A 26,667-nucleotide genomic window follows, 5' to 3' on the forward strand; every position below is an offset into this window, starting at 1 on the left:
GACACACAACTGCTGTTAATAGCACCGCAGAAAGGGGAGTGCAAGCGAGGAGTTTTCAGGAAGGTTACCCCTTACGCCCTGAAGCGTAAGGGGTAAAAGCATTACAGGGCGGCAATAACCGCCTGCTGCTCAATCAGCTTGGTCTTCGCATCGGCGAAAGCAACCAGACGTTCACGCTCTTTGGCGATGACCGCTTCCGGCGCGCGGGCGACAAAGCCTTCGTTCGCCAGCTTGCTTTCGATTTTGCCAATTTCCACGTCGACTTTCGCCACTTCTTTCGCCAGACGCGCCAGTTCGGCGTCTTTGTCGATCAGGCCCGCCATCGGGATCAGCAGCTCGGCGCCGTCGATGATTTTGGTCACGGAAACCGGACCTTTGTCATCCGCAGGCAGCACGGTGATGCTTTCCAGACGCGCCATGGTCTTGAGGAAGGTGTTGTTCTCGCTGACGCGACGAACGGCAGCCTCGCTGCAACCGCGCAGCAGCAGCTCCAGCGGTTTGCCAGGGGCGATGTTCATTTCAGCACGGATGTTACGTACCGCAACGATCGCCTGCTTCAGCCACTCGGTATCCGCGGACGCCGCTTCATCAACCTTCGCCGCATCGAATTCCGGGAACGGCTGCAGCATGATGGTGTCGGCGTTGATGCCTGCAATCACCTTCACGCGCTGCCAGATGGTTTCGGTGATGAATGGAATGACCGGATGCGCCAGGCGCAGCAGACCTTCCAGAACGGTGATCAGCGTGTTGCGCGTGCCGCGCAGTTCCGCTTCAGAACCGCCGTTCATCACCGGCTTCGCCAGTTCCAGATACCAGTCGCAGAACTGGTTCCAGGTGAATTCATACAGAATGCCCGCTGCGATATCGAAGCGGTAGCTGTCCAGCGCATCGCGGAACGCTTTCACCGTCTGGTTGAATTCCGCCAGGATCCAGCGGTCCGCCAGAGACAGCGTCATCTCGCCGCCGTTGAAGCCGCAGTCCTGATCTTCGGTGTTCATCAGCACGAAGCGGCTGGCGTTCCACAGCTTGTTACAGAAGTTACGGTAACCTTCCAGACGCTTCATGTCCCAGTTGATGTCACGACCAGTAGAGGCCAGTGCCGCCAGGGTGAAGCGCAGGGCGTCGGTACCGTGAGACTCGATCCCGTTCGGGAACTGCTTCTCGGTGCGCTTGCGGATTTTCTCAGCCAGCTGCGGCTGCATCATGTTGCCGGTACGTTTTTCCAGCAGGTCTTCCAGAGAGATACCGTCAACCATGTCCAGCGGGTCAATAACGTTACCCTTGGACTTGGACATCTTCTGCCCTTCGTCGTCACGGATCAGACCGGTCATGTAGACGGTATGGAACGGAACCTGCGGCTTGCCGTCTTCGTCTTTGATGAAGTGCATGGTCATCATGATCATGCGCGCAATCCAGAAGAAGATGATGTCGAAACCGGAGACCATCACGCTTGTTGGGTGGAACTGACGCAGCGCGTCGGTGTTTTCTGGCCAGCCGAGGGTGGAGAAGGTCCACAGCGCGGAGGAGAACCAGGTATCCAGCACGTCTTCGTCCTGACGCAGCGCAACGTCAGCGCTCAGGTTGTTTTCCTGACGCACTTCGTCTTCGGTGCGGCCAACGTAGACGTTGCCGTCGTTGTCGTACCACGCCGGGATACGGTGACCCCACCACAGCTGACGGGAGATACACCAGTCCTGAATGTCACGCATCCAGGAGAAGTACATGTTTTCGTACTGCTTCGGCACGAACTGAATGCTGCCGTTCTCAACCGCTTCAACAGCCGGTTTCGCCAGCACGTCGGCACGCACATACCACTGGTCGGTCAGCATTGGTTCGATAACTACGCCACCACGGTCGCCGTACGGCACGGTCAGATCGTGAGGTTTAATCTCTTCGAGCAGGCCGAGCGCGTCGACGGCAGCCACAATCGCTTTACGCGCGGCAAAGCGTTCCAGCTTCTGGAACTCCGCCGGGATGTCGCTGGAGTAAACGTCAGACTCTTCGCCTTTGGTGTCGTACACTTCTGCGCTTTCACGGATATCACCGTCAAAGGTCAGGATGTTGATCATCGGCAGGGCGTGACGACGACCAACTTCATAGTCGTTGAAGTCGTGAGCCGGAGTGATTTTCACGCAGCCGGTGCCTTTTTCCATGTCGGCGTGTTCGTCGCCCACAATAGGAATACGGCGGTTTACCAGCGGCAGCACCACGAATTTGCCGATCAGATCTTTATAACGCGGATCTTCCGGGTTAACGGCCACGCCGGTATCGCCCAGCAGGGTTTCCGGACGAGTCGTTGCAACCACCAGGTAATCTTTACCGTCGGCGGTTTTTGCGCCGTCGGCCAGCGGATAGCGGATGTGCCACATGGAGCCTTTAGACTCGCGGTTTTCCACTTCCAGGTCAGAGATGGCGGTACGCAGTTTCGGATCCCAGTTTACCAGGCGCTTGCCGCGGTAAATCAGGTCTTCTTTGTACAGGCGCACGAAGACTTCTTTCACGGCGTTGGACAGGCCTTCGTCCATGGTGAAGCGCTCGCGCTCCCAGTCCACGGAGTTGCCGAGACGGCGCATCTGGCGGGTAATGGTGCCGCCGGATTCTGCCTTCCACTGCCAGATTTTGTCGATGAACGCATCGCGACCGTAGTCGTGACGGGTTTTACCTTCTTCAGCGGCAATTTTACGCTCAACCACCATCTGGGTCGCGATACCCGCGTGGTCAGTCCCCGCCTGCCACAGGGTGTTTTTACCCTGCATGCGCTGGTAGCGGATCATGGTGTCCATGATGGTCTGCTGGAAAGCATGTCCCATATGCAAACTGCCGGTGACGTTCGGCGGCGGGATCATGATGCAGAAGGACTCTTTGCTTTCGTCGCCGTTAGGCTTGAAATAGCCCTGCTGTTCCCAGTGCTCGTAAAGCGGCTGTTCGATATCGCGTGGGTTATATGTCTTTTCCATTATTTCCAGGTTGCCGTATTCAGGTTAAAACCAGCCAGGCGGTACGCTTTATAGCGTTCGCGCGCCAGTTGTTTCAAAGATTCTTCGTAAGGGACAAAGTCTACCACTTCTGTGAAAGCGGTGGCAAAATCTGCAAAGTCTACCCGCAGGCTAATGAGAATATCGCGCGCGCTGCTGTTGCGCTTCTGCGGCCAGGCAATTTCTACCGGCGCCCCGCCGCGCGGACCTTCACCCGACAGATTATGCGGGACAAAGCTTTCCGGCGGGCGAGCCCACAGCGCTTCATCAAGGCGAATCGCCTGCTGCTCATCTTCACAGGCAATCAACACGCGTTTGCCTGCGCGCCAACGTTCTGCGGCAATTTCACACACCAGCTGTTCTACGGCGCTGAGGCCATCCTGATGGGTGTCATTGTCCAGAAGGTAGAACGTTGCATTCTTCATATATGGGGCTTCTTGTCGTGGATTTAAATGCAAAGCCGGGTGGCGCTACGCTTACCCGGCCTACGGTTGAGTGACGCTGTAGGCCGGGTAAGGCGAAGCCGCCACCCGGCGTTATGCATCACTCGTCGCCGTTAAAACCCGCACGATTGAGCAGGAACTGCGACAACAGCGCGACCGGACGACCAGTTGCGCCTTTGGCTTTACCGGAGCGCCATGCGGTGCCCGCGATATCCAGGTGCGCCCAGTTGTACTTGCGGGTGAAGCGCGCCAGGAAGCAGCCTGCGGTGATCGCACCACCAGGACGACCGCCGATGTTTGCCATATCCGCGAAGTTGGACTCCAGCTGTTCCTGGAACTCATCGCCCAGCGGCAGACGCCACGCGCGGTCACCGGCCTGTTCGGACGCGCCGATAAGCTCGTGTGCCAGCGGGTTGTGGTTCGACATCAGGCCGGTGATGTGGTGGCCCAGCGCAATCACGCAGGCACCGGTCAGCGTTGCCACGTCAATGACCGCTTCAGGTTCGAAGCGCTCAACGTAGGTCAGCACGTCACACAGCACCAGACGGCCTTCGGCGTCGGTATTCAGCACTTCAACAGTCTGGCCTGACATGGTGGTCAGGACGTCGCCCGGACGGTAAGCGCGACCGCCAGGCATGTTTTCACAGCCCGCCAGCACGCCGATGACGTTAATCGGCAACTGAAGCTCAGCGACCATGCGCATCACGCCATAAACCGCCGCCGCGCCGCACATGTCATACTTCATCTCGTCCATGCCTTCAGCAGGCTTGATGGAGATACCGCCGGAGTCGAAGGTCAGGCCTTTACCGACGAGCACAATCGGGCGCGCGTCTTCGGACGGGTTACCCTTGTACTCAATCACCGACATCAGGGATTCGTTCTGCGAGCCGTTGCCGACCGCCAGATAAGAGTGCATCCCCAGCTCTTTCATCTGCTGTTCGCCGATGACGCGAGTGATGACATTCTTGCTGTAGGAATCCGCCAGCTGACGCGCCTGGGAAGCCAGGTACGCGGCGTTACAGATGTTTGGCGGCATGTTGCCGAGATCTTTGGCGGCTTTAATACCGGCGGCAATCGCCAGACCGTGCTGAATAGCGCGCTCGCCGCTGGTCAGCTCACGACGGGTAGGCACGTTGAAGACCATTTTACGCAGCGGGCGACGCGGCTCGCTTTTGGTGGTCTTGAGCTGGTCGAAGCTGTACAGGCTCTCTTTTGCGGTTTCGACAGCCTGGCGCACTTTCCAGTAGGTGTTACGACCTTTGACGTGCAGCTCGGTCAGGAAGCAGACGGCTTCCATCGAGCCGGTATCATTCAGGGTATTAATCGTTTTCTGAATCACCTGCTTATACTGACGCTCATCCAGCTCACGCTCTTTGCCGCAGCCAATCAGCAGAATGCGTTCGGACAGGACGTTCGGAACATGGTGCAGTAACAGCGTCTGCCCAGGTTTGCCTTCCAGTTCGCCACGGCGCAGCAGGGCGCTGATGTAGCCGTCACTGATTTTATCGAGTTGTTCGGCGATCGGGGAGAGTCGGCGCGGTTCAAACACGCCCACAACGATGCAGGCACTCCGCTGTTTCTCCGGGCTACCGCTTTTTACACTGAACTCCATGCACTACGCTCCTGAATCTTAAAGACAACGGCGGCAGCTACGGATAGAATTGAAACCTTTCGTAACTCATGTCCGCGGTTGTGGTGACTTCGTGTTAATCTTACGTTACTACGGTTTCGGCACGTCATTAAATGTTCTGAAGCGCGAATCCGCCGGGTTTTTTAATCTTAGCGATGATTTCGACGACTCAAGAGAATAAATGACGTTTAAGCCATGAAACAAGCTAAATTCCTGCAAAAGACGAGTTTTAACGGGCGTATTTAAAGTGATAATCATAAGATATCTGGTGCGGGAGACGCTGAAGAGCCAACTGGCGATTCTCTTTATCCTTCTTCTGATCTTTTTCTGTCAGAAGCTGGTCAAGATCCTCGGCGCGGCGGTTGACGGTGAAATCCCAACAAATCTGGTGCTTTCTCTGCTCGGATTAGGCGTGCCTGAAATGGCGCAGCTTATTCTGCCGTTAAGCCTTTTCCTCGGTTTACTGATGACGCTCGGTAAGCTGTATACCGAAAGTGAAATCACGGTGATGCACGCCTGCGGCTTAAGCAAAGCCGTGTTGGTGAAAGCGGCTATGGTGCTGGCGTTGTTCACGGGGATCGTTGCTGCCGTCAACGTCATGTGGGCAGGCCCGGCGTCATCTCGTCACCAGGACGAAGTGCTGGCGGAAGCAAAAGCTAACCCGGGGCTGGCCGCGCTGGCCCAGGGCCAGTTCCAGCAGGCCACCGACGGTAACTCGGTTCTCTTTATCGAAAGCGTTGACGGCAGCCGCTTTAACGATGTGTTTCTTGCACAGTTGCGTACCAAAGGTAACGCCCGTCCTTCCGTGGTGGTCGCCGATTCTGGTCAACTGGCGCAGCGTAAAGATGGTTCCCAGGTTGTGACGCTGAACAAAGGGACGCGCTTTGAAGGCACCGCGATGCTGCGCGATTTCCGTATCACTGATTTCCAGAACTACCAGGCGATTATTGGTCATCAGGCCGTCGCGCTCGATCCGACTGACACCGAACAGATGGATATGCGTACCCTGATCAGCACCGATACCGATCGTGCGCGTGCTGAACTGCACTGGCGCATCACGCTGGTATTCACCGTGTTTATGATGGCATTGATGGTTGTTCCGCTGAGCGTGGTGAACCCGCGTCAGGGACGCGTGCTGTCGATGCTTCCGGCCATGCTGCTGTATCTGGTGTTCTTCCTGCTCCAGACGTCAATTAAGTCCAACGGTGGCAAAGGTAAAATTGACCCGGTTGTCTGGACCTGGGTAGTGAATGGTCTGTATCTGCTGCTGGCGGTGGGCCTCAACTTGTGGGATACGGTGCCAATGCGTCGAATCCGTGCCCGGTTTACGCGTAAAGGAGCCATCTAATGCAGGCATTTGGCGTTCTTGACCGCTATATCGGTAAAACGATTTTTACCACCATCATGATGACCCTGTTCATGCTGGTGTCGCTCTCCGGCATTATCAAGTTTGTCGACCAGCTGAAAAAAGCCGGGCAGGGGAGTTACGACGCACTGGGCGCGGGGATGTATACCCTGCTCAGCGTGCCAAAAGACGTGCAAATCTTCTTCCCGATGGCGGCCCTGCTGGGCGCGCTGCTGGGCCTGGGGATGCTGGCGCAGCGTAGCGAACTGGTGGTGATGCAGGCTTCCGGCTTTACCCGTATGCAGGTTGCGCTGTCCGTCATGAAAACCGCGATCCCACTGGTGCTGTTGACCATGGCGATTGGCGAGTGGGTGGCGCCGCAGGGCGAACAGATGGCGCGTAACTATCGTGCTCAGGCCATGTACGGCGGCTCACTGCTCTCAACGCAGCAAGGCCTGTGGGCGAAAGACGGTAATAGCTTCGTCTATATCGAGCGCGTGAAAGGTGATGACGAACTGGGCGGTGTGAGTATTTACACCTTCAACGATGAACGTCGTTTGAAGTCTGTGCGTCACGCCTCCTCTGCAAAATTTGATGCTGAACACAAGCAGTGGCGTCTCTCTCAGGTGGATGAATCTGACCTGAAAGATCCGAAACAGATCACCGGGACGCAGACGGTTTCCGGAACCTGGAAGACCAACCTGACGCCGGACAAGCTGGGCGTGGTTGCGCTGGACCCTGATGCGCTCTCTATCAGCGGCCTGCATAACTACGTGAAGTATCTGAAGTCGAGTGGACAAGATGCCGGGCGTTATCAGCTCAATATGTGGAGCAAGATTTTCCAGCCGATGTCTGTCGCGGTAATGATGCTGATGGCGCTGTCGTTTATCTTCGGTCCATTGCGTAGCGTGCCGATGGGTGTACGCGTCGTGACCGGTATCAGCTTCGGCTTTGTGTTCTACGTCCTCGATCAGATCTTCGGTCCGTTGACGCTGGTTTACGGTATCCCGCCGATTATCGGCGCGCTGCTGCCAAGCGCCAGCTTCTTCCTGATCAGCCTTTGGCTGCTGCTAAAACGTTCCTGATTGATCTCTCCTCGCTTCCGGTTTGCCGGAAGCGAGGCTAATCTCCTGTTTCACCCCGCACTTTTTCTCACAACCTTCAACGCCTCGCCGCGAATTTGAGTATTATTGAGCGATAACGTCGTGAAGGGATCCCCTATGAAGCAAATTCGAATGCTGGCCCAGTATTACGTCGACCTGATGATGAAACTCGGGCTGGTGCGTTTCTCCTTGCTGCTGGCGCTGGCGCTGGTCGTTCTGGCGATTGTCGTGCAAATGGCCGTGACCATGGTTCTGCACGGTCAGGTTGAAAGCATCGACGTGATCCGCTCTATTTTCTTCGGCCTGCTGATCACGCCGTGGGCGGTCTATTTCCTGTCGGTAGTGGTGGAGCAACTGGAGGAGTCCCGCCAGCGTTTATCAAAACTGGTGGATAAGCTGGAAGAGATGCGCGAGCGCGACCTCAAGCTTAACGTCCAGCTCAAGGATAATATTGCGCAATTGAATCAGGAGATTTCGGACCGCGAGAAGGCTGAAGCTGAACGTCAGGCTACGCTGGAGCAGCTGAAAGTCGAGATGAAAGAACGTGAAGTGACGCAGATCCAGCTCGAACAACAATCCTCTTTCCTGCGCTCCTTCCTGGATGCCTCCCCGGATCTGGTTTTCTATCGTAACGAAGATAAAGAATTCTCCGGCTGTAACCGCGCAATGGAGCTGCTGACCGGCAAAAGTGAAAAACAGCTGGTTAACCTCAAACCGCAGGATGTCTACTCCGAAGAAGCGGCTGCCAAAGTGATGGAGACGGATGAAAAAGTCTTCCGCCACAACGTGTCGCTCACCTATGAACAGTGGCTGGATTATCCCGACGGGCGTAAAGCCTGCTTTGAGATCCGTAAAGTTCCGTATTACGACCGCGTGGGGAAACGCCACGGACTGATGGGCTTTGGCCGCGATATCACCGAGCGTAAACGCTATCAGGATGCGCTGGAGCGCGCCAGCCGCGACAAGACCACCTTCATTTCCACCATCAGCCACGAGCTGCGTACGCCGCTGAACGGCATCGTGGGCTTGAGCCGTATTCTGCTCGACACCGACCTGACCGGCGAGCAGGAAAAATACCTCAAAACGATCCATGTCTCGGCGGTCACGCTGGGCAATATCTTCAATGATATTATTGATATGGATAAGATGGAGCGCCGTAAGGTGCAGCTTGATAACCAGCCGGTGGATTTCACCGGATTTCTGGCTGACCTGGAGAACCTCTCCGGCCTGCAGGCCCAGCAAAAAGGGCTGAGCTTTGTGATGGAGCCAACCCTGCCGCTGCCGCATAAGGTGGTGACGGACGGCACGCGCCTGCGTCAGATCCTGTGGAACTTGATCAGTAACGCCGTGAAATTTACCCAGAAGGGGCGGGTTGCGGTGCGTATTCGCTATGACGAAGGGGATATGCTGCATTTCGAGGTTGAGGACTCGGGTATTGGCATTCCGCAGAAAGAGCAGGATAAGATCTTTGCCATGTATTACCAGGTAAAAGACAGTAACGGCGGTAAACCGGCGACCGGGACCGGTATTGGTCTGGCGGTGTCGAAACGTCTGGCGAAAAGCATGGGCGGTGATATCACGGTTGCCAGCCATCCGGGCAAAGGTTCAACCTTTACCCTGACGGTGCATGCGCCCGCGGTGGCTGAAGAGGTGGAAGATACCTTTGAGAACGACGATATGCCGCTGCCCGCTCTGCACGTTCTGCTGGTGGAGGACATCGAACTGAACGTAATTGTGGCGCGTTCCGTGCTGGAAAAACTCGGTAACAGCGTGGATGTGGCGATGACCGGTAAAGCGGCGCTAGAGATGTTTACGCCTGGCGAGTATGACCTGGTCCTGCTGGATATCCAGCTCCCGGACATGACCGGGCTGGATATCTCCCGTGAGCTTACGCGCAAATATGCTGCCGATGAGCTGCCGCCGCTGGTGGCGCTGACGGCGAACGTACTGAAAGACAAAAAAGAGTACCTCGATGCCGGTATGGATGATGTGCTCAGCAAGCCGCTGGCGGTGCCTGCCCTGACCGCCATGATCAAGAAGTTCTGGGATACCCGTGATGAAGAGGAGAGCACCATGACGTCTGTTGATAGCGCGAAAGCACACACACTACTCGATACCGCAATGCTGGAGCAGTATATCGATCTGGTGGGGCCAAAACTGATTACCGATGGTCTGGCGGTATTCGAAAAAATGATGCCGGGCTACTTGAGCGTGCTTGAGTCCAATCTGACGGCGCGCGACCGGAAAGGTATCGTTGAAGAAGGGCACAAAATCAAAGGTGCGGCCGGTTCGGTGGGGCTACGCCATCTTCAGCAACTGGGCCAACAGATTCAGTCACCTGATTTACCTGCGTGGGAAGATAATGTTGGTGAATGGGTTGAAGAGATGAAACAAGAGTGGCAAAACGATGTGGCGGTACTGAAAGCCTGGGTGGATGCCAGAAAAAAATGACCCCGGCTTAACCGGGGTGCGCGAATACTGCGCCAACACCAGGGAAATCGTGGCTGCGCCTGATTTTTCGTGTTGTTTTCGCTTGGACGCCGCCTGAATATTGAGGCCGCACGCAGATAAGATAGCAAATCTTAAATAGTTTGTTACATGAATCAGTGAAATGTGTGAAGCATAGCGGTTTAATCAGAATTTTTAATGTGCTTCAGCATGTTGCAAAGAAGGAACGTCATAATGAAAAAGATTGGTGTCGTGCTGAGCGGTTGTGGTGTTTACGACGGTTCAGAGATACATGAAGCCGTATTAACGCTGCTGGCATTATCTCGTCAGGGAGCAGAAGCGATCTGCTTCGCGCCGGATAAAAGCCAGGCGGATGTGATCAACCATCTTACCGGCGAGCCGATGGCGGAAACGCGTAACGTCCTGATTGAAGCCGCGCGTATCGCCCGGGGCGCTGTCCAACCTCTGGCGCAGGCTGATGCCTCAACGCTGGATGCGTTGATCGTGCCGGGCGGCTTTGGCGCAGCTAAAAATCTCAGTTCTTTTGCTTCGGAAGGGGCTGAGTGCCATATCGATCCCGATTTAAAACGGCTCGCCCAGGCGATGCATGCAGCAGGCAAGCCGCTGGGTTTCATCTGTATTGCCCCGGCCATGCTGCCCCGGATCTTTGACTTCCCGCTGCGCCTGACCATCGGGACCGATATCGATACCGCAGAGATCGTCGAAGATATGGGCGGAGAGCATGTTCCTTGTCCGGTGGATGATATTGTGGTCGATGAAGACAACAAGATCATCACCACGCCCGCCTATATGCTGGCGCAGTCCATCGCTGAAGCAGCCACGGGTATCGATAAGCTGGTGGACAGAGTGCTGGTTCTCTCGCAATGAGGCGTAAATTTACGGCGGGTGCCTGGATAAAACGTACCCTGTTACGCGTTGTGCTCGTGCTGGCCGTCTTCTGGGGCGGCGGGATCGCCTTATTCAGCATTCTGCCGGTACCCTTTTCTGCCGTGATGGTTGAGCGCCAGCTGAGCGCATGGTTGACCGGTGATTTCGGCTATGTCGCCCATTCGGACTGGGTAAGCATGGATGAGATCTCACCGTTCATGGGGCTGGCAGTGATTGCGGCAGAAGATCAGAAATTCCCGGAGCACTGGGGCTTTGATATGGCGGCCATCGAGAAGGCGCTCGCCCACAACGAGCGTCACGAGAATCGCGTGCGCGGTGCGTCGACGTTATCGCAGCAGACGGCCAAGAACCTGTTTTTATGGGATGGTCGAAGCTGGGTGCGAAAAGGGCTGGAAGCGGGGTTGACCCTGGGAATGGAAACGGTCTGGAGCAAAAAACGCATTCTGACCGTCTATCTCAACGTCGCTGAGTTTGGCGACGGCATATTCGGCGTGGAAGCTGCCTCGCAGCGTTATTTCAATAAGCCAGCCAGCCGTCTGAGCATGTCAGAAGCGGCGCTCCTGGCCGCTGTTCTACCGAACCCCATCCGTTTTAAAGCTGGTGCGCCGTCAGGGTACGTGCGAAGCCGCCAGGCGTGGATCATGCGCCAGATGCGTCAGCTAGGTGGGGAAGGGTTTATGCAGCGAAATCATCTTATGTAGGGCGGGTAAGCGTAGCGCCACCCGCCGACGTGGCGAACGTTAGTCTTCGTCAAACCCGGCATTAAACAGGGCTATCACTGCCGCCAGGGCTTCCTCTTCCTGGGGGCCGGTGGCCTCGACTTCAATCTGGCGACCTTTCGCTGAGTCCAGCATCAGCAGCGCAATGACGCTATTCGCTTCAGCTTCAGTGCCTTCGTCATTACGCAGCAGAACTTCTGCATCAAAACCCTGCATCAGTTCAAACAATTTCATTGCCGGGCGTGCATGCATGCCCAGCTTGTTGGTGATCTCAACGGTTTGTTTTACGGTCATGTTTTACGTTTTTCCAGCGTGCGATGACGGGACTGAACGTTCTTTCCGCGTGAGCGGAAGTAGTCGGCCAGCTGTTCGGCGATATAAACCGAACGATGTTTACCGCCGGTACAGCCAATCGCTACGGTCAGATAGCTACGATTGTTTGTCTCCAGCATAGGTAACCATAGCTCAAGGTAGCTTCGCGTCTGGTAGATAAAATTGTGAACTTCTGTGTGTCTGTCGAGGAAGGCCGCCACGGGCTTATCCAGACCGGTCATTGGACGCAGTTTGGGATCCCAGTGCGGGTTCGGCAGGAAGCGTACGTCGAAAACATAATCCGCATCGATAGGAATACCGTGCTTAAAGCCGAAGGATTCAAACACCATCGTCAGTTCACGCTCGCGTTTACCCAGCAGACGGGTACGCAGCATTTCCGCCAGTTCGTGCACGGACATTTCAGAAGTGTCGACAATCAGGTCGGCCCGGGAGCGCAGCGGTTCCAGCAGATCGCTCTCTTCGTCGATGGCACTTTCCAGTGAAAGGTTTTTACTGGAGAGTGGGTGCAAACGACGGGTATCGCTGTAGCGACGGATCAGGGTGTTACGATCGGCATCAAGGAACAACAGCTGAGGCGAGAAGCACTCTGGCAGATTGCTCATGGCCTGCTCAAAGACCTCAGGTGATTCTGGCATGTTACGGACATCGATACTGACGGCGGCAGAAATTTGTCTGTCCGCAAGCGTCCGCGCCAGTTCGGGCAACAGCACCACCGGCAGGTTATCTACGCAGTAAAAACCCATATCTTCCAGCGCGCGCAGGGCGACGGATTTCCCCGACCCCGAGCGACCGCTGACGATCATCAGCACCATGTTCCGTTTCTCCTCAGGACAACAGATGTGAAGGCCATCTCCCGGTTACGCATCATCCTGATTGCCTTCTGCTTCAGTGATAATCTGGAAAAGCTCTTCATCACTTTGGGCTGAACGCAGTCGACGGCAAATAGTTTTATCGGCCAGGCGTTTAGCGACCAGCGACAACGTATGCAGATGGGTCTTTGTCTGGTCTGCTGGTACCAGCAGCGCGAAGAGGAGATCGACGGGCTGGTTATCGATGGCGTCGAAGGCGATAGGCGTCTCCAGTTGCACAAACACCCCCACGGCACGCAAAGTGTCTTCTTCCAGTTTGCCATGTGGGATAGCAATGCCGTTGCCAATGCCGGTACTGCCCATTTTTTCACGGGTCAGGATCGCTTCGAACACGACCTGAGGCGGCAGGCCCAGCTGTTTTGCAGCCAGTTCACTGATGATCTCCAGCGCACGTTTTTTGCTCTGGCAGTGAACGCCACTGCGGGTACATTCCTGGTTAAGGACATTGCTCAGTTGAAGAGCGGAATCGTTGTTCATCATAATTTCACCTAAGCGCTAACTGTACAAATGGCCTGTTGTGTCGCACAACAGGCCGTCCTGCACCCGTTAACTGCCCGGACAATTAGTGTTGTTTCAGTTTATCTTTATGTTTATTGAGCTGTCGTGCAAGCTTGTCAATCAAGCCGTCGATAGCAGCGTACATGTCTTGCCCTTCCGCACTGGCATGGAGTTCACCCCCGTTGACGTGCAGGGTTGCATCCGAGATATGAGTCACTTTCTCCACTTTTAACACAACATAGACCTGATTGATCCTCTCGAAATACTGCTCAAGTTTCGCGAACTTCGCGTTCACAAACTCGCGTAAAGCCTCAGTAATCTCGACATTGTGTCCTGTGATGTTGAGCTGCATAGTGTCTTCCTTATCGGTTGTGTCAGACCAGCTGTTTACGCTGGTTAGACGGCGGAATGGATAAAGACTCTCGATACTTCGCAACAGTACGGCGTGCCACCATAATACCCTGGTCGGACAGCATGGTGGTTAACTTACTGTCACTCAGTGGCTTCGCGGGGTTCTCCGCGGCGATCAACTTCTTCACCAGTGCGCGAATGGCTGTTGACGAGGCTTCGCCGCCGCCTTCGGTATTCACATGGCTGGAGAAGAAATACTTAAGCTCAAAAATACCGCGTGGACTGTGCAGATACTTCTGCGTGGTCACGCGAGAAATGGTTGATTCATGCATCTCGACGGCCTGGGCGATGTCCGCCAGTACCATCGGTTTCATATACTCTTCGCCCTGCTCAAAAAAGGCCTGCTGTTGTTCAACAATACAGCGGCTTACGCGCAGCAGCGTGTCATTCCGGCTCTCCAGACTTTTGATCAGCCAGCGTGCTTCCTGCAAATTGCTACGAATATATTGATTGTCGGAGTCATTGCGCGCGCTGGTGCACATGGAGGCGTACTGCTGGTTGATTTGCAGGCGAGGAATGCTGTCAGAGTTCAGTTCAACGACCCAGCGGTCATTGTGTTTTCTGACCAGCACGTCCGGGATCACGTACTCGGGCTCGCTGGTCTGGATCGACTGGCCGGGACGCGGATCGAGCGACTGGATCAGATTCACCGCTTCTTTCAGCACCTCTTCCTTCAGGCGCGTGACGCGCATCAGGGAGCGGAAATCGTGGTTAGCCAACAGATCCAGATGATCGCTGATGATTAAGCGCGCCTCGTCGATCCATGGCGTCTCTTTGCTGAACTGAGAAAGCTGGATCAGCAGGCAGTCGCGCAGATCTTTTGCGGCCACGCCTACCGGATCGAAACGCTGGATGCGCTTCAGAACGGCTTCGATCTCCTCAAGTTCAATCTCTTCGTCGCCCATGCTTTCCAGTATATCGTCCAGCGTGACGGTCAAATAGCCGGTGTCGTCAACGGCATCGACAATTGAGGTGGCAATCGCGCGGTCGGTATCGGAGAAGGGGGTGAGTTCCACTTGCCACATCAGGTAATCCTGCAGCGACTGGGTGGTTTCTCCCTGATAGACCGGTAGCTCATCATCCTGGTAGTCTGCACGCGTGCCGGAAGGGGTTCCGGCGGTGTAGATTTCATCCCAGCTGGCATCCAGCGGCAGCTCGTCCGGCATCTCTTTTTGTTCGAGCGCATCAGCGGTGTCGAGCGTTTCAGTGTCCTGCGTTTGCTGGGTTTCTACCTCGTCATGAAGATCGGTTTGCTCCAGCAACGGATTACTGTCCAGCGCCTGCTGGAGCTCCTGCTGGAGTTCTAATGTGGACAGCTGCAACAGACGGATCGCCTGCTGTAGCTGCGGCGTCATCGCCAGTTGTTGGCTGAGCCTTAATTGCAAACCTTGCTTCATGTTCAGAGCATTTTTCTCCGGTTCGGCGTTACGTTACCTCTACCCTATCAGAGTCTGAAGTCTTCCCCAAGGTACACGCGCTTAACATGCTCATCTTCGAGGATTTGCTGCGGTGTACCGTGGGCAATCAGATGGCCCTGGCTCACTATGTAGGCGCGTTCACAGACGGCCAGCGTTTCACGGACGTTGTGGTCTGTGATCAGCACGCCAAGCCCGCTGTCGCGCAGGTGTTCGATAATGCGTTTGATATCAATAACCGAGATCGGGTCAACGCCCGCGAAGGGCTCATCCAGCAGGATGAATTTCGGGTTGGCGGCCAGCGCACGTGCAATCTCGACACGACGACGTTCACCCCCGGACAACGCCTGACCGAGACTGTCGCGCAGATGTTCGATGTGAAACTCTTCCATCAGCTCGTTGGCGCGGTCGGTACGCTGCTCGCTGGTCAGGTCGTCACGGATCTGCAGCACGGCCATCAGGTTATCGTAGACGCTCAAACGACGAAAGATTGAGGCTTCCTGCGGCAGGTAGCCGATACCACGGCGCGCGCGCGCGTGCAGCGGCAGCAGGCTAATGTCTTCATCATCAATGATGATGTTGCCGGCATCACGCGGCACAATGCCCACCACCATGTAGAAGGTGGTGGTTTTACCCGCACCGTTAGGACCAAGCAAACCCACAATTTCGCCGGAGTTGACGGTCAGGCTGACATCTTCGACGACACGGCGGCCCTTATACGCTTTCGCGAGGTTTTTTGCAGTTAATGTTGCCATAACGAATTAGTTACTCTTCTTTTGTGCCGGAGCCTGGCCTTTGCCTTTATCCTGCAGCTGCGATGGAACCAGCACGGTGGTGACGCGTTTGCCTTTCTCGCTGGAAGCCTGCATTTTCTGCTCTTTGACCAGATAGGTGATCTTGTCGCCGGTAATATTGCTGTCCAGCTGCTCCAGATAGGCGTTACCGGTCAGGATGACCAGATCCTTCGCCAGCTCATAGTGCATATGCGACGCGCGGCCTTTTACCGGCTTGCCGTTATCCTGCATCTGGTAGAACGTGGCCGGATTACCATAGCCATCAATAATCTCTTTGCCCTGCTCGCCGCCCGGACGGGTAACGACCACTTTATCGGCGTTAATTTTGATGGTGCCCTGAGTCATCACGACGTTGCCGGTGAAGGTGACGACGTTACCTTGCATATCAAGGGACTGGGTGTCGGATTCGATATGAATCGGCTGTTCGGTATCGCCAGTCACAGCAATCGCGGGAAGACTGGCCGCCAGCAGTGCGCTGGCGATAATGGCTTTAAGGCTGAGTTTGTTTGTTTTGAATTTCATAGGAGGTTCTAACCTTTTCAATCAGCTCGGCGTTTTTGCTGCGTAAGTTCCCGCGCATTCTTAAACCGCTGGAATTAAATGTTGTGCCATACAGTGTGACCAAATCCTGCGAAGTCACGTCCTGGGTCACCAGGTTGATCTGGGCGTTATCCGTCGTAATTTTGCGCAGTTGTGAGTCAGCGGTCAGGGCGTTGACTTCAACGTGGCCGTATAGATAAAGCATACGGTCATTTGTCAGTTTTGCCCGGTCTGACTTAATTGACCATGTCGGGGTTTTGTCAGTATCAAAGGTGGTCATCACTGGTTGGGTAAACCACGAGATACCGTCATCGGAAAAATATTCCACATGCTGGGCAATCAGGCGATAGTTCAGCGCACCTTCTGGGCTATACACCACAGTATCACTGTGATCGCTTTTATAGGTTGGATCGCTCGTATTAACCACTTCTGTTTGTGCATCGTCACGGTCGGCAAGGTTCACGCCAATCAGTACCAATGCGACAAGCGAAAGCAGAATGATAACCCAACGTCTGGTTTTACTCATATCGATTGCCCTTTGGCCTCATCAAGCTTGCCCTGCGCCAGCAGAAGCAGATCGCAGACTTCACGGACCGCTCCACGGCCCCCGTTGATACGGGTGACGTAATCCGCGCGCGGGAGAAGCAGCGGGTGTGCGTCAGCAACCGCCACGCTCAGACCCACTTCCGCCATCACCGGCCAGTCGATCAAATCATCGCCAACATAGGCCACGTTCTCAGGTGCGACTGCCAGCTTCGCCAGCAAATCATTAAAGGCGACCATTTTGTCGGACTGCCCCTGATACAGATGGGTAATGCCCAGCGTTTCGCAGCGGTCTTCTAAAAGTTTAGCTTTCCGTCCGGTGATAATAGCAACTTCAATGCCGGACGTGAGCGCGCAACGAATGCCGTACCCGTCGCGAACGTTAAATGCTTTCAGCTCTTCGCCGTTATTGCCCATGTAAATCAGGCCATCGGAGAGCACGCCATCCACATCAAGGATCAACAGACGGATGTTTTCCGCCTTTGCCATCATGTGCGCGCTTACCGGACCATAACAGGTTGCAAGGGATGCACCCGCATTACTCATTGTCTTATCCTTCATTACACTACGCCTGCGCGCAGAAGATCATGCATATGTACCACACCCAGCAACTGGTCGCCATCGGCAACCATCACTGAGGTAATATGACGGGACTGCATCAGGTTCAGGACATCCACCGCGAGGATGCCCGGACGCACGCGAATTCCGCCTGGCGTCATGACGTCTGCGATGCCCAATGTGCGAACGTCCACGCCCATATCGAACACCCGGCGTAAGTCGCCGTCGGTGAATATTCCCTGAATTTTCATCAGATCGTCGCACACCACCGTCATGCCCAGATTTTTACGGGTAATTTCCAGTAACGCATCGCGCAGGGAAGCCTCTTTGCTGACGTGAGGGATCTCATCGCCCGTGTGCATAATATCGTTGACCCGGAGCAGCAGCTTACGGCCCAGCGCACCGCCTGGGTGAGAAAGCGCAAAATCTTCAGGGGTAAAACCACGGGCTTCAAGCAGCGCAACGGCGAGGGCATCGCCCATCACCAGTGCTGCCGTCGTGCTGGAGGTTGGCGCAAGGCCAAGCGGGCAGGCTTCTTTAGGCACTTTTACGCACAGATGAATATCCGCCGCACGCGCCATGCTGCTTTCCGGGCGGCTGGTCATGCAGATAAGCGGGACCTGAAGTCTCTTCAGTACCGGGATCAGGGCCAGGATCTCATTGGATTCACCAGAATTCGACAGTGCGATAACCACGTCCTGCGGGGTGACCATACCGAGGTCGCCGTGCGCCGCTTCCCCTGGGTGCACGAAGAACGATGATGTTCCCGTGCTGGCAAAGGTCGCCGCCATTTTGCGTCCAATGTGGCCGGACTTGCCCATTCCCATCACCACGACTTTACCGGCACAGTAGAGTATCTTCTCACATGCCAGACTAAAATCCTGATTAATGTACTGATCTAACTGCGCCAGACCTTCACGTTCAATCTCCAGAACCTCTTTTCCTGCTTTCTGAAAGTCAAAACCCGGCTGCAATTCTATTTGCGACATAATGCGTTTCCGTTTACCCAGAGAGAAGCGGCGAGAGCCAGTACAGCATCGCCATCCATACGATAAATCCACCCGTCAGCAGTGCGCCTGCGCCTTTGCCAATTTGTCGTTGCCGCCGCCAGCAGAGCAGGGCAAAAATGACGCTGACAAGCAACATCACTCCGTAATCGCGCGTGAACGCCATCGGGTTAAACGGCCCCGGTGAAATCAGGGCTGGCAGGCCCGTCACGATCGCGATATTGAAAATATTCGAGCCGATGATGTTACCAATGGCGATATCATCTTCACCTTTGCGCGCGCCCGCGATGGCGGTGGCCAGCTCAGGCAGACTGGTACCGATAGCAATCACCGTCAGGCCGATTGTCAGCTCGCTCATGGCGAAAAAGTTTGCCAGCACCGTCGCGTTATCGACGACCATGCGCGTTGCCATCGGCATAATGATCAGCGCGACGCCAAGCCACAATAACGCCACAGGCAGCGTACCTTCACGCGGGAGTTCGGCAACCTGTTCTCGGGTCAGGCTGTCGTGCCCCTGTTTTTCTGCCTGACGGGCGATTTTAACACTATACAGCAGCCATATCCCGGCGAGGGCGAGCAAGAAAATGCCATCATCGTAGCTCAGCACACCGTCATACAGCACATAGCCCGCCAGCAGGCTTACGATTAACATTAGCGGCAATTCACGGCGCAGAACATCGGAATGCACGCGAAATGGGTGCAGCAATGCGGCTAAACCTAAAATCAGTAAGATATTGACGATGTTAGAGCCAATCGCGGTGCCAATAGCAAGGTCAGTCTGATCATGTAGCGATGCCGTGACAGAGACGATGATTTCAGGGAGTGAGGTGCCTACGCTAACCACCGTCATCCCGATGACGAGAGGGGGAACGCCAATCAGTCGGCACAAGATTGATGCGGCAAACACTAAACGGTCAGCACTGTAGACCACCAAAAGTAAACCAATTATTAACAGTGCTGTTGCTAAAAGCATCAAAAGTCCTTTCTTCAGGTATACTTGCCGGTCCACCGCGCAGGAATTGTTGGCGCTGCATACAGCCTGAGTCGTAACGAATTCCTAATTTTGACTTTATGCGCCGGAAAAGTAAAACAAATGCCAGCTTTCGCTAACCTCTACAGATAATATTCTGTAAAAATATGGCGTTTAGGGCTGATTTAAGCCTCATGCTTAGCCTGAGGCAGGGTAAGAAAGGAACCATAAATGAGCCAAACGATGGCGAATTTAGTCGATGTCCGTGGTGTCAGTTTCTCTCGCGGCAACCGATTGATATTTGATGATATTTCGCTGACCGTGCCGCATGGCAAAATCACCGCCATTATGGGCCCGTCAGGGATCGGTAAAACGACGTTGCTGCGTCTTATTGGGGGGCAAATTCCTCCGGACGGCGGCGAAATCCTCTTCGACGGTGAGAACGTCCCGGAGATGTCGCGCTCGCGTCTGTATACCGTTCGCAAACGCATGAGCATGCTCTTTCAGTCGGGGGCTTTGTTCACGGATATGAACGTCTTTGACAATGTGGCGTACCCGCTGCGTGAACATACCCATCTGCCGCCCGAACTGCTGAAAAGCACCGTCATGATGAAGCTTGAAGCCGTTGGTCTGCGGGGCGCGGCGAAATTGATGCCGTCTGAACTCTCTGGCGGTATGGCTCGCCGTGCCGCGCTGGCGCGTGCCATTGCGCTTGAACCCGATTTAATCATGTTTGACGAACCGTTTGTGGGACAAGACCCTATCACCATGGGCGTGCTGGTGAAGTTAATTTCTGAATTAAACAGCGCGCTGGGCGTCACCTGCATTGTGGTATCTCACGATGTGCCGGAAGTGTTGAGCATTGCCGATTACGCCTACATCGTGGCGGACAAAAAGATCGTCGCACACGGTAGCGCCCAGGCGCTGCAGGAAAATTGCGATCCGCGGGTGCGGCAGTTCCTCGACGGTATTGCCGATGGCCCTGTGCCATTCCGCTACCCGGCTGGCGACTATCGTGACGATTTACTGGGAATAGGGAGTTAAGCCACTCATGCTGTTAAATGCGTTGGCTGCGCTCGGACACCGTGGCATAAAAACCATCAGGACGTTCGGGCGTGCCGGATTGATGTTATTCAACGCGCTGGTCGGCAAACCGGAATTCCGCAAGCACGCGCCTTTGCTGGTGCGGCAACTTTATAATGTCGGCGTGTTGTCGATGCTGATCATCATCGTGTCCGGTCTGTTTATTGGTATGGTGCTTGGGCTGCAAGGCTACCTGGTGCTGACAACCTACAGTGCGGAAACCAGCCTCGGAATGCTGGTGGCGCTCTCGCTACTGCGTGAGCTGGGGCCGGTTGTTGCTGCGCTGCTGTTCGCCGGACGCGCGGGCTCTGCCTTAACGGCAGAAATCGGATTGATGCGCGCCACCGAGCAACTTTCCAGTATGGAAATGATGGCGGTCGATCCGCTGCGTCGCGTCATCTCACCGCGTTTTTGGGCGGGTGTGATTTCGTTACCGCTGCTGACTATCCTCTTTGTGGCGGTCGGTATCTGGGGTGGGTCGTTAGTCGGCGTGCACTGGAAAGGTATTGATGCCGGTTTCTTCTGGTCCGCGATGCAGGACGCCATCGACCTGCGGATGGATCTTGTGAACTGTCTAATCAAGAGCGTGGTCTTTGCCATTACGGTCACCTGGATTGCGTTATTCAACGGGTATGATGCTATTCCAACCTCGGCAGGCATCAGCCGTGCAACGACACGTACCGTCGTTCATTCGTCGCTGGCCGTACTGGGTCTGGATTTTGTGCTCACCGCACTGATGTTTGGGAATTGAGTTCATGCAAACGAGAAAAAATGAAATTTGGGTTGGCGTATTCCTGTTACTGGCGCTGCTGGCAGCCCTGTTTATCTGCCTGAGAGCGGCGGATATCACCTCTGTCCGCACCGAGCCGACGTATCGCGTTTATGCCACCTTCGATAACATCGGTGGCCTGAAGGCGCGCTCGCCGGTCCGTATTGGCGGCGTGGTGATTGGACGCGTATCAGACATTACGCTGGATGAGAAAACCTATCTGCCGCGCGTAGCGATGGATATTGAAGAGCGTTATAACCACATTCCTGATACCAGCTCGCTCTCCATCCGTACCTCCGGTCTGCTTGGCGAACAATATCTGGCACTTAACGTTGGCTTTGAAGATCCTGAGCTGGGAACGACTATCCTTAAAGACGGGAGCGTGATCCAGGATACGAAGTCCGCGATGGTGCTGGAAGATATGATTGGTCAGTTCCTTTACAACAGTAAAGGGGATGATAAAAAGTCTGACGCTGCCCCTGCGCAGAGTGAAGACCCTACCAATGTTGCGCCAACCCCTGGTGCTGCGAATTAATTTCAGGAGAAGTCATTCATGTTTAAACGACTGCTAATGGTTGCCATGCTGGTCATTGCCCCTCTCACTGCGGCACATGCTGCAGATCAGAGCAACCCGTACAAACAGATGGACGAGGCCGCGAAGAAAACCTTCGATCGTCTTAAAAACGAACAGCCGAAGATTCGTGCTAATCCTGATTACCTGCGTGATGTGGTCGATCAGGAACTGTTGCCGTATGTGCAGATCAAATACGCGGGCGCGCTGGTACTGGGCCGTTACTACAAAGATGCGACCCCAGCACAGCGTGAGGCTTACTTTGCTGCGTTCCGTGAATACCTGAAACAGGCTTACGGCCAGGCGCTGGCGATGTACCACGGTCAGACCTACCAGATTGCGCCTGAGCAGCCGCTGGGCGATGCCACCATCGTGCCTATCCGCGTGACGATTAACGATCCTAACGGCCGTCCGCCGGTTCGTCTGGACTTCCAGTGGCGTAAAAACAGCCAGACTGGAAACTGGCAGGCGTATGACATGATTGCCGAAGGGGTGAGCATGATCACCACTAAACAGAACGAGTGGAGCGACCTGCTGCGCACGAAAGGTATTGATGGCCTGACTGCACAGCTGCAGTCTATCGCTCGTCAGAAAATTACCCTGGACGAGAAGAAGTAATGACGCAGCAACTGAGCTGGTCGCGTGAAGGCGAGACGTTAAAGTTGTCTGGTGAGCTCGATCAGGATCTGCTAAACCCGCTGTGGGATAAACGCCACGAAGCTATGCAGGGCGTGACGCTGATTGATTTAAGCGATGTCTCGCGTGTCGATACGGCGGGTGTTGCGCTGCTTACCCATCTGATCGCGGTGGGTAAAACGCAGGGTGCAAACGTCACGCTTCACGGCGCGAGCGATAACGTCATGACCCTGGCGCAGCTTTATAATCTGCCTCAGGACGTTTTACCACGTTAATATTTTCAGTGCGTTACTTCTGAAAGCCCTGACAGTTTCATCGTCGGGGCTTTTTGCTTGTTTAAGACGACGCCACTTTGCTCTAAGATGTTGGGCTTGTTTTCACTATCAGATGATATAGACCCCATGGAAAATAATGAAATCCAGGCAGTGCTGATGAATGCACTCACCCTTCAGGAAGTCCACGTCTCTGGCGATGGCAGCCACTTCCAGGTTATTGCTGTGGGTGAGATCTTTGACGGGATGAGCCGTGTTAAGAAACAGCAGGCTGTCTATGCGCCGCTGATGGAATACATTGCGGATAACCGCATCCACGCCCTGTCGATTAAAGCGTTCACCCCGCAAGAGTGGGCACGCGATCGCAAACTAAACGGTTTTTGAGCTGAGGGCGAGACGCCCGCAGCACGGTTGAATTTATAAGAGAGCAATTACATGGACAAATTTCGTGTACAGGGGCCAACGCGTCTCCAGGGCGAAGTCACAATTTCTGGCGCAAAAAACGCTGCGCTGCCAATCCTCTTTGCTGCATTGCTCGCGGAAGAGCCGGTAGAAATTCAGAACGTACCTAAGCTGAAAGATATCGACACCACCATGAAGTTGCTCACCCAGTTGGGCACGAAAGTTGAGCGTAACGGTTCCGTCTGGATCGACGCCAGCAAGGTGAATAACTTCTCAGCTCCTTACGATCTGGTGAAAACCATGCGTGCATCCATCTGGGCGCTTGGCCCGCTGGTGGCGCGTTTTGGTCAGGGGCAGGTTTCACTGCCGGGCGGCTGCGCCATCGGTGCGCGTCCGGTTGACCTGCACATCTTTGGCCTGGAGAAACTGGGCGCGGAGATCAAGCTGGAAGAAGGTTACGTCAAGGCGTCCGTTAACGGCCGTCTGAAAGGCGCGCACATTGTCATGGACAAAGTGAGCGTGGGCGCAACCGTCACCATCATGTCTGCGGCTACGCTGGCAGAAGGCACCACCATCATCGAAAACGCCGCGCGTGAACCGGAAATTGTGGATACCGCCAACTTCCTCGTGGCGCTGGGTGCGAAGATTTCCGGCCAGGGTACCGACCGTATCACCATCGAAGGCGTTGAACGCCTGGGCGGCGGTGTCTATCGCGTTCTGCCGGACCGTATCGAAACCGGTACCTTCCTGGTTGCTGCAGCGATCTCTGGCGGTAAGATTGTTTGTCGCAACGCACAGCCTGATACCCTGGACGCGGTGCTGGCGAAACTGCGCGATGCGGGTGCGGATATCGAAATTGGTGAAGACTGGATCAGCCTTGATATGCATGGCCAGCGTCCAAAAGCCGTCAATGTGCGTACTGCACCGCATCCGGCGTTCCCGACGGACATGCAGGCTCAGTTTACGCTGTTGAACCTGGTCGCCGAAGGTACTGGCTTCATCACTGAAACCATCTTCGAAAACCGCTTCATGCACGTACCGGAACTCATCCGTATGGGCGCACGTGCTGAGATCGAAAGCAACACGGTGATTTGCCACGGCGTGGAAAAACTGTCAGGTGCGCAGGTGATGGCGACCGATCTTCGTGCGTCTGCAAGCCTGGTGCTGGCGGGCTGTATCGCGGAAGGAACGACCGTTGTTGACCGTATCTACCACATCGATCGTGGCTATGAGCGTATCGAAGACAAACTGCGCGCGCTGGGTGCAAATATCGAGCGTGTGAAAGGCGAGTAATCGTTCTTGCACCCCCCTGGCCTGTAAAGGCCGGGGGATTGCTGATGCTGTTAAATTTGCAGTGTTACTCCGACTGCTCCTTCCGCAACTTCTTCTGGCGCATCGTGCGCGTTCTGTCGATAAATTCGTGAGTTATGGGGTCGTGATAGCGTGACGGCCAGATGATCCACGGGTGCGTTTCCAGCGCCGTCGCAATAATCAATTCTCCCTTCGGCCACGGGCGAGTCAGTGCGTTTGCCAGCGTCGATGAGCTCAACCCGTTACGGCGCGATTCTGCCGCCAGTGATGTCCCTTTTTTGCGCAGTGCCGCAATAATATCAGCTGAATGCCAGTCGATCAGTTTCATATCCATAAAGCTGTCCTTGTGTTCGTTTTCACCCACGCCATTTCTCCTGAAATGACAGGGCTACTATACCTTCTTCGAACATGTGTTCTAAAAAGTTCGCGTTACTGGAAGCAATATTCAGAATATGACATGGCTTTATTCATGCGGGATGTAAGCCGATGATTTAACATGATTATGGAATTTATTGGTGCTTATTAGAATCTCCCCGTGTAGCCACGGGGAGAAGAGGGAAGGATTAACGATCGCGCTGAACGGCGATGTGGGCAAGGCCAATCAGCGCGTCACGCCACGGGCTGTCTGGAATGACCTGAAGCGCTTCGATAGCTTTGTCTGCCTCTTCTTCAGCACGCTGACGCGTCCATTCCAGCGATCCGCAGAGCGCCATTGTTTCCAGTACAGGTTCCAGAAGATGGCGACCATTTCCTTGCTCGATCGCTTCACGGATCAGTTTCGCCTGCTCGGGGGTTCCGTGACGCATAGCATGGAGCAGCGGCAGCGTTGGTTTGCCTTCGTTCAGGTCATCCCCGACGTTTTTGCCGAGCGTTTCGCCGTCGGCACTGTAATCCAGCAGATCATCGATCAGTTGGAAGGCTGTGCCCAAATAGCGGCCATAGTCCTGAAGCCCTTTTTCCTGGGCTTCAGTGCAGCCAGCAAGGATGCCAGAGCATTGAGCCGCCGCTTCAAACAGGCGCGCCGTTTTGCTGTAAATCACGCGCATGTAGTTTTCTTCGGTGATGTCCGGGTCGTTAACGTTCATCAGCTGCAAAACTTCACCTTCAGCGATAACGTTTACCGCTTCAGACATCACCTCCAGCACTTTCAGCGAGCCGAGGCTGGTCATCATCTGGAAAGCACGGGTATAGATGAAATCCCCCACCAGAACGCTGGCTGCGTTGCCAAACGCTGCGTTCGCGGTTGCTTTGCCACGGCGCATGTCTGATTCATCCACCACGTCATCATGCAGCAGCGTGGCTGTGTGGATAAATTCGATCAGGGCCGCAATCGTGACGTGGGCATTTCCCTGATAGCCAACGGCGCGAGCGGCCAGAATGGCAATCATCGGGCGAATGCGTTTACCGCCGCCGCTAACGATGTAATAGCCCAACTGATTGATCAGCTGAACATCAGAGTTGAGTTGCTCCAGGATTGCTGCATTCACACCCGCCATATCTTGCGCGGTTAACTCGTTGATTTTTTCTAAATTCATCGCAAAAGCCGGGCTTTTTATCCTGTTTATCCCACGGAGTGTGGGTTCACAAAGGGTTTCGGTTTATCAATAGTATCGCTGATTGTACTGAAAAAACGGCTCAGATAAACGTTACCGTACGTGTTGTGTTTTTTTTCTTCATGTATTGATGGTAGCACTTGTCAAAGGCTCGCGTTTTGCGTAATATTCGCGCCCTATTGTGAATATTTATAGCGCACTCTGATTCATACGAGGATGTGCGCGGAAGCGGAGTTTATATGTACGCGGTTTTCCAAAGTGGTGGTAAACAACACCGAGTAAGCGAAGGTCAGACCATTCGCCTGGAAAAGCTGGACATCGCAACTGGCGAATCTGTTGAATTCGCTGAAGTTCTGATGATCGCAAACGGTGAAGAAGTCAAAATCGGCGTTCCTTTCGTTGATGGCGGCGTGATCAAAGCTGAAGTTGTTGCACACGGTCGTGGCGAGAAAGTTAAAATCGTTAAGTTTCGTCGTCGTAAGCACTACCGTAAGCAGCAGGGCCACCGTCAGTGGTTCACTGATGTGAAAATTACTGGCATCAGCGCCTAAGACCTGAGG

At 54.7% G+C, this 26,667-nt stretch carries 29 protein-coding genes; 13 read left to right on the forward strand and 16 right to left on the reverse strand.

Going from position 1 to position 26,667, the window contains the following annotated elements:
* Positions 1-101: 101 nt before the first annotated feature.
* The 3 genes from K5E19_RS10225 to pepA form a co-directional block, all read right to left on the reverse strand.
* Entirely contained in the window at positions 102-2,957 is a 2,856-nt protein-coding gene (locus tag K5E19_RS10225) for a valine--tRNA ligase (protein WP_221551113.1), read from the reverse strand.
* Positions 2,957-3,400: a DNA polymerase III subunit chi gene (gene holC / locus K5E19_RS10230; protein ID WP_221551114.1), complete on the reverse strand. Its 444-nt coding sequence runs from the start codon at positions 3,398-3,400 to the stop codon at positions 2,957-2,959. The genes K5E19_RS10225 and holC overlap by 1 nt, the downstream gene beginning before the upstream one ends.
* A gap of 118 nt (positions 3,401-3,518) precedes the next feature.
* Positions 3,519-5,030 carry a leucyl aminopeptidase gene (gene pepA / locus K5E19_RS10235; RefSeq protein ID WP_221551115.1) on the reverse strand — a complete coding sequence of 504 codons (1,512 nt, stop codon included), beginning with the start codon at positions 5,028-5,030 and terminating at the stop codon, positions 3,519-3,521.
* Positions 5,031-5,295: 265 nt separating this feature from the next.
* On the opposite strand from pepA, the gene lptF reads away from it, so the two are divergent.
* From lptF to mtgA, 5 genes are all read left to right on the forward strand, one after another.
* Complete coding sequence (lptF, locus tag K5E19_RS10240; RefSeq protein ID WP_221551116.1) at positions 5,296-6,396, forward strand: LPS export ABC transporter permease LptF; 1,101 nt, start codon at positions 5,296-5,298, stop codon at positions 6,394-6,396.
* The gene (lptG, locus tag K5E19_RS10245) at positions 6,396-7,478 is read left to right on the forward strand and encodes an LPS export ABC transporter permease LptG (protein ID WP_126545333.1); all 1,083 of its coding nucleotides are present in this window, start codon (positions 6,396-6,398) and stop codon (positions 7,476-7,478) included. Before lptF ends, lptG begins: the two co-directional genes overlap by 1 nt.
* Positions 7,479-7,613: 135 nt before the next feature.
* Complete coding sequence (gene arcB, locus K5E19_RS10250) at positions 7,614-9,947, forward strand: aerobic respiration two-component sensor histidine kinase ArcB (protein WP_221551117.1); 2,334 nt, start codon at positions 7,614-7,616, stop codon at positions 9,945-9,947.
* A gap of 231 nt (positions 9,948-10,178) precedes the next feature.
* Complete coding sequence (gene elbB, locus K5E19_RS10255) at positions 10,179-10,832, forward strand: isoprenoid biosynthesis glyoxalase ElbB (RefSeq protein ID WP_221551118.1); 654 nt, start codon at positions 10,179-10,181, stop codon at positions 10,830-10,832.
* On the forward strand, positions 10,829-11,554 hold the full coding sequence (gene mtgA, locus K5E19_RS10260) for a monofunctional biosynthetic peptidoglycan transglycosylase (protein ID WP_221551119.1): 726 nt from the start codon (positions 10,829-10,831) through the stop codon (positions 11,552-11,554). The genes elbB and mtgA overlap by 4 nt, the downstream gene beginning before the upstream one ends.
* Before the next feature lie 39 nt (positions 11,555-11,593).
* Here mtgA and npr read toward each other — a convergent pair whose 3' ends face one another.
* The 11 genes from npr to K5E19_RS10315 form a co-directional block, all read right to left on the reverse strand.
* The gene (gene npr, locus K5E19_RS10265; protein ID WP_003861872.1) at positions 11,594-11,866 is read right to left on the reverse strand and encodes a PTS phosphocarrier protein NPr; all 273 of its coding nucleotides are present in this window, start codon (positions 11,864-11,866) and stop codon (positions 11,594-11,596) included.
* A complete protein-coding gene (rapZ, locus tag K5E19_RS10270; protein WP_119936814.1) occupies positions 11,863-12,717 on the reverse strand; it encodes an RNase adapter RapZ in 855 nt (284 codons plus the stop codon). The genes npr and rapZ overlap by 4 nt, the downstream gene beginning before the upstream one ends.
* Before the next feature lie 45 nt (positions 12,718-12,762).
* Positions 12,763-13,254, reverse strand: coding sequence for a PTS IIA-like nitrogen regulatory protein PtsN (ptsN, locus tag K5E19_RS10275; protein WP_010436064.1), 492 nt, complete (start codon positions 13,252-13,254; stop codon positions 12,763-12,765).
* A gap of 82 nt (positions 13,255-13,336) precedes the next feature.
* Positions 13,337-13,624 (reverse strand): ribosome hibernation promoting factor, encoded by a 288-nt coding sequence (gene hpf / locus K5E19_RS10280; RefSeq protein ID WP_221551120.1) that lies wholly within the window; start codon positions 13,622-13,624, stop codon positions 13,337-13,339.
* A 22-nt stretch (positions 13,625-13,646) separates the two neighbouring features.
* Positions 13,647-15,080: an RNA polymerase factor sigma-54 gene (gene rpoN / locus K5E19_RS10285; protein ID WP_221551121.1), complete on the reverse strand. Its 1,434-nt coding sequence runs from the start codon at positions 15,078-15,080 to the stop codon at positions 13,647-13,649.
* Between the two features lie 47 nt (positions 15,081-15,127).
* A complete protein-coding gene (lptB, locus tag K5E19_RS10290; RefSeq protein ID WP_010436061.1) occupies positions 15,128-15,853 on the reverse strand; it encodes an LPS export ABC transporter ATP-binding protein in 726 nt (241 codons plus the stop codon).
* 6 nt (positions 15,854-15,859) lie between these two features.
* Positions 15,860-16,414, reverse strand: coding sequence for a lipopolysaccharide ABC transporter substrate-binding protein LptA (lptA, locus tag K5E19_RS10295; protein ID WP_010436059.1), 555 nt, complete (start codon positions 16,412-16,414; stop codon positions 15,860-15,862).
* Positions 16,383-16,958: an LPS export ABC transporter periplasmic protein LptC gene (gene lptC / locus K5E19_RS10300; protein ID WP_148401074.1), complete on the reverse strand. Its 576-nt coding sequence runs from the start codon at positions 16,956-16,958 to the stop codon at positions 16,383-16,385. Before lptC ends, lptA begins: the two co-directional genes overlap by 32 nt.
* A complete protein-coding gene (kdsC, locus tag K5E19_RS10305) occupies positions 16,955-17,521 on the reverse strand; it encodes a 3-deoxy-manno-octulosonate-8-phosphatase KdsC (protein WP_221551236.1) in 567 nt (188 codons plus the stop codon). Before kdsC ends, lptC begins: the two co-directional genes overlap by 4 nt.
* A 14-nt stretch (positions 17,522-17,535) precedes the next feature.
* Positions 17,536-18,522 carry an arabinose-5-phosphate isomerase KdsD gene (gene kdsD, locus K5E19_RS10310; RefSeq protein ID WP_221551122.1) on the reverse strand — a complete coding sequence of 329 codons (987 nt, stop codon included), beginning with the start codon at positions 18,520-18,522 and terminating at the stop codon, positions 17,536-17,538.
* Positions 18,523-18,535: 13 nt separating this feature from the next.
* Positions 18,536-19,513 carry a calcium/sodium antiporter gene (locus tag K5E19_RS10315; protein WP_221551123.1) on the reverse strand — a complete coding sequence of 326 codons (978 nt, stop codon included), beginning with the start codon at positions 19,511-19,513 and terminating at the stop codon, positions 18,536-18,538.
* Between the two features lie 228 nt (positions 19,514-19,741).
* Between K5E19_RS10315 and mlaF the strand changes: the two genes are divergently transcribed.
* The 7 genes from mlaF (at position 19,742) to murA (ending at position 24,536) form a co-directional block, all read left to right on the forward strand.
* A complete protein-coding gene (gene mlaF, locus K5E19_RS10320; RefSeq protein ID WP_010436047.1) occupies positions 19,742-20,554 on the forward strand; it encodes a phospholipid ABC transporter ATP-binding protein MlaF in 813 nt (270 codons plus the stop codon).
* A gap of 7 nt (positions 20,555-20,561) precedes the next feature.
* Positions 20,562-21,344, forward strand: coding sequence for a lipid asymmetry maintenance ABC transporter permease subunit MlaE (mlaE, locus tag K5E19_RS10325; protein WP_010436044.1), 783 nt, complete (start codon positions 20,562-20,564; stop codon positions 21,342-21,344).
* Positions 21,345-21,348: 4 nt separating this feature from the next.
* A complete protein-coding gene (gene mlaD, locus K5E19_RS10330; protein WP_010436042.1) occupies positions 21,349-21,897 on the forward strand; it encodes an outer membrane lipid asymmetry maintenance protein MlaD in 549 nt (182 codons plus the stop codon).
* A gap of 18 nt (positions 21,898-21,915) precedes the next feature.
* Entirely contained in the window at positions 21,916-22,551 is a 636-nt protein-coding gene (gene mlaC / locus K5E19_RS10335) for a phospholipid-binding protein MlaC (protein WP_221551124.1), read from the forward strand.
* Positions 22,551-22,844 carry a lipid asymmetry maintenance protein MlaB gene (gene mlaB, locus K5E19_RS10340; protein ID WP_221551125.1) on the forward strand — a complete coding sequence of 98 codons (294 nt, stop codon included), beginning with the start codon at positions 22,551-22,553 and terminating at the stop codon, positions 22,842-22,844. Before mlaC ends, mlaB begins: the two co-directional genes overlap by 1 nt.
* Positions 22,845-22,970: 126 nt before the next feature.
* On the forward strand, positions 22,971-23,225 hold the full coding sequence (gene ibaG / locus K5E19_RS10345) for a BolA family iron metabolism protein IbaG (protein WP_010436035.1): 255 nt from the start codon (positions 22,971-22,973) through the stop codon (positions 23,223-23,225).
* A gap of 51 nt (positions 23,226-23,276) precedes the next feature.
* Entirely contained in the window at positions 23,277-24,536 is a 1,260-nt protein-coding gene (gene murA, locus K5E19_RS10350; RefSeq protein WP_221551126.1) for a UDP-N-acetylglucosamine 1-carboxyvinyltransferase, read from the forward strand.
* A 64-nt stretch (positions 24,537-24,600) separates the two neighbouring features.
* Here murA and sfsB read toward each other — a convergent pair whose 3' ends face one another.
* On the reverse strand, positions 24,601-24,888 hold the full coding sequence (sfsB, locus tag K5E19_RS10355; RefSeq protein ID WP_221551127.1) for a DNA-binding transcriptional regulator SfsB: 288 nt from the start codon (positions 24,886-24,888) through the stop codon (positions 24,601-24,603).
* Between the two features lie 229 nt (positions 24,889-25,117).
* The gene (ispB, locus tag K5E19_RS10360) at positions 25,118-26,089 is read right to left on the reverse strand and encodes an octaprenyl diphosphate synthase (RefSeq protein WP_010436028.1); all 972 of its coding nucleotides are present in this window, start codon (positions 26,087-26,089) and stop codon (positions 25,118-25,120) included.
* Positions 26,090-26,346: 257 nt separating this feature from the next.
* Here ispB and rplU point away from each other — a divergent pair, with 257 nt between their 5' ends.
* Positions 26,347-26,658 carry a 50S ribosomal protein L21 gene (rplU, locus tag K5E19_RS10365; RefSeq protein WP_010436026.1) on the forward strand — a complete coding sequence of 104 codons (312 nt, stop codon included), beginning with the start codon at positions 26,347-26,349 and terminating at the stop codon, positions 26,656-26,658.
* Positions 26,659-26,667: the final 9 nt, after the last annotated feature.

The sequence above is a fragment of the Enterobacter sp. RIT637 genome, assembly GCF_019718755.1.
Taxonomy (GTDB): Bacteria; Pseudomonadota; Gammaproteobacteria; order Enterobacterales; family Enterobacteriaceae; genus Enterobacter.